The organism is Pseudomonas sp. 13B_3.2_Bac1 (assembly GCF_025466205.1).
GTDB classification, from domain to species: domain Bacteria; phylum Pseudomonadota; class Gammaproteobacteria; order Pseudomonadales; family Pseudomonadaceae; genus Aquipseudomonas; species Aquipseudomonas fluorescens_H.
This window is the reverse complement of record NZ_JANLOG010000076.1, coordinates 49254-58584: the sequence shown is the minus strand read 5'-3', so window position 1 is coordinate 58584 and position 9331 is coordinate 49254. Positions and strand designations below refer to the sequence as shown.

At 61.2% G+C, this 9331-nt stretch carries 7 protein-coding genes; 2 read left to right on the top strand and 5 right to left on the bottom strand.

The genetic code is table 11. The annotated features are described in order from the left end of the window. Nucleotides 1-33 precede the first annotated feature (33 nt). From NTD85_RS12380 to NTD85_RS12360, 5 genes are all read right to left on the bottom strand, one after another. Complete coding sequence (locus tag NTD85_RS12380; protein ID WP_262142284.1) at nt 34-960, bottom strand: GGDEF domain-containing protein; 927 nt, start codon at nt 958-960, stop codon at nt 34-36. A 362-nt stretch (nt 961-1322) separates the two neighbouring features. Next, nucleotides 1323-2063, bottom strand: a complete 741-nt coding sequence (locus tag NTD85_RS12375) for a YciK family oxidoreductase (RefSeq protein ID WP_003226924.1) — start codon at nt 2061-2063, stop codon at nt 1323-1325. 181 nt (nt 2064-2244) lie between these two features. Continuing rightward, on the bottom strand, nt 2245-2916 hold the full coding sequence (gene mupP, locus NTD85_RS12370) for an N-acetylmuramic acid 6-phosphate phosphatase MupP (RefSeq protein ID WP_003226921.1): 672 nt from the start codon (nt 2914-2916) through the stop codon (nt 2245-2247). Between the two features lie 4 nt (nt 2917-2920). Further along, entirely contained in the window at nt 2921-3619 is a 699-nt protein-coding gene (ubiG, locus tag NTD85_RS12365; protein ID WP_047598712.1) for a bifunctional 2-polyprenyl-6-hydroxyphenol methylase/3-demethylubiquinol 3-O-methyltransferase UbiG, read from the bottom strand. A gap of 58 nt (nt 3620-3677) precedes the next feature. Continuing rightward, on the bottom strand, nt 3678-5012 hold the full coding sequence (locus NTD85_RS12360) for a TRZ/ATZ family hydrolase (RefSeq protein ID WP_103484387.1): 1335 nt from the start codon (nt 5010-5012) through the stop codon (nt 3678-3680). 108 nt (nt 5013-5120) lie between these two features. Between NTD85_RS12360 and mtnA the strand changes: the two genes are divergently transcribed. Next, nucleotides 5121-6197, top strand: coding sequence for an S-methyl-5-thioribose-1-phosphate isomerase (gene mtnA / locus NTD85_RS12355; protein ID WP_003226912.1), 1077 nt, complete (start codon nt 5121-5123; stop codon nt 6195-6197). A 426-nt stretch (nt 6198-6623) separates the two neighbouring features. After that, the gene (gene gyrA, locus NTD85_RS12350) at nt 6624-9278 is read left to right on the top strand and encodes a DNA gyrase subunit A (protein WP_103484385.1); all 2655 of its coding nucleotides are present in this window, start codon (nt 6624-6626) and stop codon (nt 9276-9278) included. Nucleotides 9279-9331 lie beyond the last annotated feature (53 nt).

Sequence of the window (9331 nt, the reverse complement as noted above, 5' to 3'; positions counted from 1 at the left end):
CTCCCACAGTGGTTTTTGGGTGTCTGGAAGAACTCAGCCAGCCATCGCCAGGCGGTTACGCCCCTCGCGCTTGGCCGCATACAGCGCACTGTCGGCCCGGCGCAGCAGGCTGTCGGCCGATTCCCCGGGCAGCAGCGTCGAGCAGCCAAGGCTCACGGTCAGGTCGATCAACTGGCCGTCCGCGAAATATTCCGCAGTCTGTGCGGCATGGCGCAGACGTTCGCCCACCATGGCCGCCGCGTCCCGGCCGGTGTTGGACAGCAGGATCACAAACTCTTCCCCGCCATAGCGAAACACCATGTCGACGTTACGCAACTGACCCTTGATCGACGCCGCCACCGCTTTGAGCACGTCATCACCGGCGCTGTGCCCGTGGCTGTCGTTGACCCGTTTGAAGTGATCGATGTCGAGCATCAGCACCGACAACGGTTGCAGGTGTCGACGTGACATGTCGATCTCGCGTTGCAGGGTCTGCTCCATGGCGATGCGGTTGCCGGTTCCGGTCAACGGGTCGCGCAGCGCACTTTGCGTCGCGGCGCGATAGAGCAGGGCGTTGCGCATCGGGAACAACAGCGACGACAGCAGGGACTCGAGGTTACCCTGGTCCTGCTCGCTGAAACGCTGGTTGCGGCGAAACACCAGTTCGCCCAAGTGCTCGCCTTCGTGGCTGAGGCTGTAGCTGACCGAATGGTGACCGCGCGCACCGAATTCCAGGCGCAGATCGCTGGCCGAATGCACATACATCAAGGCATCCAGCGGCACAAGGCGCTGAACTTCGCGAAAAAACAGACCGAGTATTCGTTGCGGCTCAAGACTGGTTTGCAGTTGCAGGCTCATTTGCTGACGCAATTGCGCCAGACTGGCCGGGCGATCCAGAAGCGGAGGCAGCTGACCAAAGCCCAGGCGTTGCAATTTGGCACTGTCAAAGTCAATTGCATTGGTCTGGGAAGGTGATTTCATATGGCGTGAGCCCCTAAGCAGTAAGTCTGTCTTACAGGCTGGGTGAGAGCGGCTATGGGCTGCGCGTCATACTGATCCATCAGTCCCGTAGGACATTTGGCGTAAGTTTAGTCTGCCTGATGACGATTAGTCAGCTATCGAAATCGGCCTTGCCCCAGTGCCTTCACACGGCATGCTTTGAGGAAAATTAGAGCGAAAGTCGTGCCATTCGGTTCATCTAAATTAAAACCGTTATGAATCAACAGGATGGCATTTTTCTTTGGGGTTGGGTGGCGGATATTTGACTGGGATGTGACGCTGGCAGGCGGCAAATGTATGCCGCGACGGGAATCCGCCACGGCAACAAAAGCGACGTATGGCAGTTATTGCGCGTTGAACGCCTGGCCGTTGATGCCCGTGCTGTCCGGGCCCATCAGGTACAGATACACCGGCATGATCTCTTCCGGGGTCGGATTGTTCAGCGGATTTTCCCCTGGGTAGGCTTGAGCGCGCATGCTTGTACGAGTACCGCCCGGGTTGATGCTGTTGGAGCGTACCGGTGCCACGCCGTCGACTTCGTCGGCCAGCGTCTGCATCAGGCCTTCGGTGGCGAACTTCGACACCCCGTAGGCGCCCCAGTAAGCGCGACCCTTGCGCCCGACGCTGCTGGAAGTGAACACCACCGAGGCATCCTGCGACAGTTTGAGCAGCGGCAGCAGAGTACTGGTCAGCATGAACATGGCGTTGACGTTGACCTGCATGACGCGCATGAAGTTTTCGCCTGACAGCTGTTCGATCGGCGTGCGTGGACCAATGATCGAGGCATTGTGCAGCAGGCCGTCGAGGTGGCCGAACTCGGTTTCGATCATCGCCGCCAGCTCATCGTATTGATGGGGCAGGGCGGTTTCGAGGTTGAACGGGATCACTGCCGGTTGCGGATGGCCCGCTGCTTCGATCTCGTCGTAGACCTGAGTCAGATTGGCCTCGGTCTTGCCCAGCAGCAGCACGGTGGCGCCATGGGCGGCGTAGGTTTTGGCGGCAGCCGCACCGATGCCACGACCGGCACCGGTGACCAGAATGACCCGATCCTTGAGCAATTCGGGACGGGCGGTGTAATCAAACATAAAAACCTCTCCATAAGGCGAATGCTGAACTCTGTGGCGAGGGAGCTTGCTCCCGCTCGGCTGCGAAGCAGTCGTAGCGCCAGCCAGTACGGTGTGCCTGAGAAAATGCGGACTCAGGTAAAAAAGGGGCCGCTACGCGGCCCAGCGGGAGCAAGCTCCCTCGCCACAGGGGTGTGTCAGGTCAGCAACTGCACAGCGCGCTGTCGAGCACCTTGCGCAATTCCAGCGGATGATCCACCACCACGTCCGCGCCCCAGTGCCGCGGGTTGTCGTCCGGGTGGATATAGCCGTAAGTCACGGCGCAGGTCTTGGTGCCGGCATCGCGGCCCGATTCGATATCGCGCAGATCATCGCCAACAAACAAAACCGTCGACGGATCCAGATCAAGCATCTTGCACGCGAGGATCAGCGGCTCCGGGTCCGGCTTGCTGTTCTTCACGTGATCGGGGCAGATCAGCAGCGCCGAGCGCTCGGCCAGCCCCAGTTGCTGCATGATCGGCTCGGCAAACCGTACCGGTTTGTTGGTGACCACGCCCCAGATCAGGTTGGCCCGCTCGATGTCGGCCAGCAGTTCGCCCATGCCGTCGAACAGCTTGCTGTGTACGGCGCAACCGGCCAGGTAGCGTTCGAGGAATTCCTGGCGCAGTTCTTCGAAGCCCGGCGATTCCGGGTCCATCGAGAACGTCACCGCGACCATCGCTTTGGCGCCGCCGGAGATTTCGTCGCGGATGTGCTTGTCGTTCATCGGCGGCAAGCCGCGATCCGCGCGCATCGCCTGACAGATGGCGATGAAGTCCGGCGCGGTGTCGAGCAGGGTGCCGTCCATGTCGAAAAGGACTGCTCTGATGGCCATCGGCTTACTCCTCGCGCAGGGTCTGGATCATGTAGTTGACGTCAACGTCGTTGGCCAGCTTGTAGTGCTTGGTCAGCGGGTTGTAGGTCAGACCGATGATGTCCTTGACGGTCAGGCCGGCGATGCGGCTCCAGGCGCCCAGCTCGGACGGACGGATGAATTTCTTGAAGTCGTGGGTGCCGCGCGGCAGCAGCTTCATGATGTATTCGGCGCCGATGATGGCGAACAGGTACGCCTTCGGGTTGCGGTTGATGGTCGAGAAGAACACTTGGCCGCCCGGCTTGACCATGCGGTAGCAGGCGCGGATCACCGACGACGGATCCGGTACGTGCTCGAGCATTTCCAGGCAAGTGACCACGTCGAACTGCTCAGGCATTTCCTCGGCCAGGGCTTCGGCGGTGATCTGTCGGTATTCGACGCTGACGCCGGATTCCAGCTGATGCAGTTGCGCGACCGCCAGTGGCGCTTCGCCCATGTCGATGCCCATGACCGTGGCGCCGCGTTGGGCCATGGCTTCGCTGAGGATGCCGCCGCCGCAACCGACGTCGAGGACTTTCTTGCCGGCCAGATTGACCCGCTCGTCAATCCAGTTGACCCGCAACGGGTTGATGTCGTGCAGCGGTTTGAATTCGCTCTCACGATCCCACCAGCGATGGGCCAGGGCTTCGAATTTGGCGATTTCGGCGTGGTCGACGTTGCTCATGATCTATTCCTCGAAAAACTTGAAAAAGGCTGTAGCCGCAGAGTCTGCTCCGCGGTGTTTACGATTCGGTGTGGCCGCTGATGCGCTGGCCCCAGGCCCGGGCAGTGACGCCCAGCTGTTGTTCGTCCAGGCGGGTCAGGCGCCGGTCGTCGAGTAACTGTTTGCCGGCGACCCACAGGTGTTTCACGCAGTCGCGGCCGGTGGCATAGATAAGCTGCGATACCGGGTCATAGACCGGCTGCTGGGCCAGACCGGACAGGTCGAACGCGACGATGTCCGCAGCCTTGCCGATCTCCAGCGAGCCGACCTGCGCCTCGATGCCCAGGGCACGGGCGCCGTTGAGCGTGGCCATGCGCAGCGCGCGATGGGCGTCCAGCGCGGTGGCCGAGCCAGCGACGGCTTTGGCCAGCAGCGCGGCGGTGCGGGTTTCGCCGAGCAGGTCGAGGTCGTTGTTACTGGCGGCGCCATCGGTGCCGACGGCGACGTTCACGCCAGCCTGCCACAGACGCTCGACCGGGCAGAAACCGCTGGCCAGCTTCAGGTTCGATTCCGGGCAGTGGATCACGCTGGTGTTGCTTTCTACCAGCAATGCCAGATCGTCATCGCTGATCTGGGTCATGTGTACGGCCTGGAAGCGCGGGCCGAGCAGGCCGAGACGACCGAGACGGGCCAAGGGGCGCTCGCCGCGATGTTCCAGCGATTGCTGGACTTCGAAGGCGGTTTCGTGGACGTGCATGTGGATCGACGCGTCCAGCTCTTCGGCGATCACACGGATTTTTTCCAGGTTCTCGTCGCCCACGGTGTAGGGTGCATGTGGGCCGAAGGTGATCTTGATCCGTTCGTGATGCTTCAGATCGCCGAACAGCTCGACGCCCTGACGAATGGCCTCGTCGGCACTGGCGGCGCCGGGGATCGGGAAATCGAGGATCGGAATCGCGATCTGCGCGCGAATGCCGCTGTTGTGCACGCGCTCGCTGGCGACTTTGGGGAAGAAATACATGTCGGAAAAGCAGGTGATGCCACCCTTGATCTGCTCGGCAATCGCCAGATCGGTGCCATCACGGACGAACTCTTCATCGACCCATTTGGCTTCGGCCGGCCAGATGTGATTTTCCAGCCAGGTCATCAGCGGCAGATCGTCGGCCAGGCCGCGGAACAATGTCATCGCCGCGTGGCCGTGGGCGTTGATCAGGCCCGGGCTGAGCAGCACGTCCGGCAACTCGCGGATTTCCGTGGCGTTACACTTCAATGCTTCGGCGCGCGGGCCGATAAACACGATGCGACCGTCGCGAATGCCCAGGCCATGCTCCTTGAGCACAACGCCTGCGGGTTCGACGGGTACCAGCCAGGTCGGCAGCAATAATAAGTCGAGCGCAATGGCAGGTTTCGGCATCGAGGGTCGGTTCCAGTGCTTTTGTAAAGGATGGCGAAGTATACCCGAGCGTCTTCGCGGGGGGATCGCTATAATCGGCGGCTTTTGTTCATGAGTGCGGGGTGAGGGATGCGCGATCGACTGTTGGCTGCGGAGAAAGTAAAGGCCATCGATTGGCGTGACGGCGCGCTTTACCTGCTGGATCAGCGTATTTTGCCGTTCGAGGAAACCTGGATTGCCTACACCAGCGCCGCCGGCGTGGCTGAGGCCATTCGCTCGATGGTGGTGCGTGGCGCGCCGGCCATCGGCATCAGTGCGGCTTATGGCATTGTGCTGGCGGCCCGTGCCCGGGTGGCCGAGGGCGGTGACTGGTACGCGGCGCTGGAGGAGGATTTCGCGCTGCTGGCCGATTCCCGCCCGACGGCGGTCAATCTGTTCTGGGCGCTCAATCGCATGCACGATCGACTGGATCGCCTGAAGGACAATGCCGATCCGCTGGCGGCGCTGGAAGCCGAGGCCATCGCCATTCATGAAAGTGATCGCGAAGCCAACCTGACCATGGCTCAGCTCGGCGTCGACCTGATCCGCAAACATCAGGGCAATGCCCAGGCGATTCTCACCCACTGCAATACCGGCGCCCTGGCCACTGGCGGTTTCGGTACCGCGCTGGGAGTGATTCGTGCGGCGTACCTGGAAGGCATGGTCGAGCGGGTTTATGCCGATGAAACCCGGCCATGGCTGCAGGGCTCGCGCCTGACCGCGTGGGAGTTGGCGAACGAAGGCATCCCGGTAACGCTCAATGCCGATTCGGCTGCTGCGCACATCATGAAAACCAAAGGCGTGACCTGGGTGATCGTCGGCGCTGACCGCATCACCGCCAATGGCGACGTGGCGAACAAGATCGGCACCTATCAACTGGCGGTCAACGCCATGCACCACGGCGTGCGTTTCATGGTGGTGGCGCCGAGTTCGACCATCGACATGCATCTGGCCAGTGGCGACGACATCCCGATCGAGGAGCGTGACGGCGCCGAGCTGCTGGAAGTCGGTGGCAAGCGCGTGGGGGCGGACGTCGAGGCGTTCAATCCGGTGTTCGACGTGACGCCGGCGGATCTGATCGATGCGATCGTTACCGAGAAGGGCATCGTCGAGCGACCGGATACAGCGAAGATGGCCCAGTTGATGTGCCGCAAGCGCCTGCATTGATGGGCTGTGGCGTCTGAAAGGACGCCATCGCCAGCAGGCTGGCTCCTACATTGATTGGTGTCGAACGCAAACCCTGTAGGAGTGAGCCTGCTCGCAATGGGGCCGTCAAAGTCAATAAACATCTCCAAATCAAGCCCCAAATCTGCATTCAAAGAAGCTCTGAGCCTCTCTCGTCCCCTTTACGCCTGTCATCGGTCAACTAACTATGCTCCATGCGCATCTGGGGGATAGGTGCGTGGCGGCTCTTGTGATAACATCCGGCGTTTTCCGAGGCAGCTTCACGGAGCTGTCTTTACTGCGCAAATCCACGGTCCGAATTGTTGATTTGTCGTAAGTCGGCGCATGGCACTCAGCCTGCCCCGACGAGCTTCGTACATCCCATATGGATATGACGAAGTTTCACCAGAAAAAGGAATCAGGCTTCTCATGGGCGAACTGGCCAAAGAAATCCTCCCGGTCAATATCGAAGACGAGCTGAAACAGTCCTATCTCGACTACGCGATGAGCGTAATCGTCGGCCGTGCACTGCCGGATGCGCGCGATGGCCTCAAGCCCGTGCACCGTCGCGTACTGTTCGCGATGAGCGAGCTGGGCAACGACTTCAACAAGCCGTACAAGAAATCTGCCCGTGTTGTCGGTGACGTAATCGGTAAGTATCACCCGCACGGTGATACCGCGGTGTACGACACCATCGTCCGCATGGCTCAGCCTTTCTCCCTGCGCTACCTGCTGGTTGACGGTCAGGGCAACTTCGGTTCGGTCGACGGCGACAACGCCGCGGCCATGCGATACACCGAAGTGCGCATGACCAAGCTGGCGCACGAGCTGCTGGCCGACCTGCACAAGGAAACCGTGGACTGGGTGCCGAACTACGACGGCACCGAAATGATCCCGGCGGTGATGCCGACGCGCATCCCCAACTTGCTGGTCAACGGCTCCAGCGGTATCGCCGTGGGCATGGCGACCAACATTCCGCCGCACAACCTCGGTGAAGTCATCGACGGTTGCCTGGCCCTTATCGACAACCCTGAGCTGACCGTCGATGAGCTGATGCAGTACATCCCCGGTCCGGACTTCCCGACTGCCGCGATCATCAACGGTCGCGCCGGCATCATCGAAGCCTATCGCACCGGTCGCGGCCGCATTTACATGCGTGCCCGCTCGATCATCGAAGACATCGACAAGGTCGGTGGCCGTCAGCAGATCGTCATTACCGAACTCCCTTACCAGCTGAACAAGGCGCGTCTGATCGAGAAGATCGCCGAACTGGTAAAAGAGAAGAAACTCGAAGGCATCACCGAGCTGCGCGACGAGTCCGACAAGGACGGTATGCGCGTCGTGATCGAACTGCGTCGCGGCGAAGTGCCTGAGGTGATCCTCAACAACCTTTACGCCCAGACCCAGCTGCAATCGGTATTCGGCATCAACATCGTCGCGCTGATCGACGGTCGTCCACGTATCCTGAACCTCAAGGATCTGCTGGAAGCCTTCGTCCGTCACCGTCGCGAAGTCGTCACCCGTCGTACCGTGTTCGAGCTGCGCAAGGCCCGCGAGCGTGGTCACATCCTCGAAGGCCAGGCCGTTGCCCTGTCGAACATCGACCCGGTGATCGCCCTGATCAAGGCGTCTCCGACCCCGTCGGAAGCCAAGGAAGCGCTGGTCAGCACGCCGTGGGAGTCCTCGGCGGTGGTGGCGATGGTGGAGCGTGCCGGTGCCGATTCGTGCCGTCCGGAAAACCTCGATCCGCAATACGGTCTGCGCGAAGGCAAGTACTTCCTGTCGCCAGAACAGGCGCAAGCCATTCTGGAACTGCGTCTGCACCGTCTGACCGGTCTGGAACACGAGAAGCTGCTGGCCGAGTATCAAGAGATCCTCAACCAGATCGGCGAGCTGATCCGCATCCTCAACAGCGCCGTGCGCCTGATGGAAGTGATCCGCGAAGAGCTGGAAGTGATCCGCGCCGAATACGGCGACGTGCGCCGCACCGAGATTCTCGATGCGCGCCTCGATCTGACCCTGGGTGACATGATCCCGGAAGAAGAGCGCGTCGTGACCATCTCCCACGGTGGCTACGCCAAGACCCAGCCGCTGGCTGCGTACCAGGCTCAGCGTCGTGGCGGTAAAGGCAAGTCGGCGACCGGCGTCAAGGATGAGGACTACATCGCTCACCTGCTGGTTGCCAACAGCCACACCACGCTGCTGCTGTTCTCCAGCAAGGGCAAGGTGTACTGGCTGAAGACTTACGAAATTCCGGAAGCGTCCCGCGCCGCCCGTGGTCGTCCGCTGGTCAACCTGCTGCCGCTGGATGACGGTGAATACATCACCACCATGCTGCCGGTCGAGGAATACACCGAAGGTCACTTCATCTTCATGGCGACCGCCAACGGCACCGTCAAGAAGACCCCGCTGGAATCCTTCAGTCGTCAGCGCAGCGTCGGTCTGATCGCGCTGGAGCTGGACGAAGGCGACGTGCTGATCTCCGCGGCTATCACCGATGGCGAGCGCGAAGTGATGCTGTTCTCCGACGGCGGCAAGGTGACGCGCTTCAAAGAGTCCGATGTACGTGCCATGGGCCGTACCGCCCGCGGTGTGCGCGGCATGCGTCTGCCGGAAGGGCAGAAGCTGATTTCGATGCTGATCCCGGAAGAAGGCAGCCAGATCCTCACCGCTTCCGAGCGTGGTTATGGCAAGCGCACCGCGATCACCGAGTTCCCTGAGTACAAGCGTGGCGGCCAGGGCGTGATCGCCATGGTCAGCAACGAGCGTAACGGCCGTCTGGTCGGTGCGGTACAGGTGCTCGACGGCGAAGAAATCATGCTGATCTCCGATCAGGGCACTCTGGTGCGTACCCGTGTCGACGAAGTGTCGAGCCTGGGTCGTAACACCCAGGGCGTGACCCTGATCAAACTGGCCAAGGATGAAACCCTGGTCGGTCTGGAGCGGGTTCAGGAGCCATCGGAAGTCGAAGGCGAAGAGCTGGAAGGTGAAGAGGGTGCCGTGTTCGAGGGGGATGTCGTGATCGACGACGTTGCCGAGGACCAGCAACTCGACGCCGCAGCTGACGAAGAGCCGCAGGAATAAGCGGACAAGCGAGGGGGCGGATGAAAATTCGCCCCCTTGTTATTTGTCCGGTA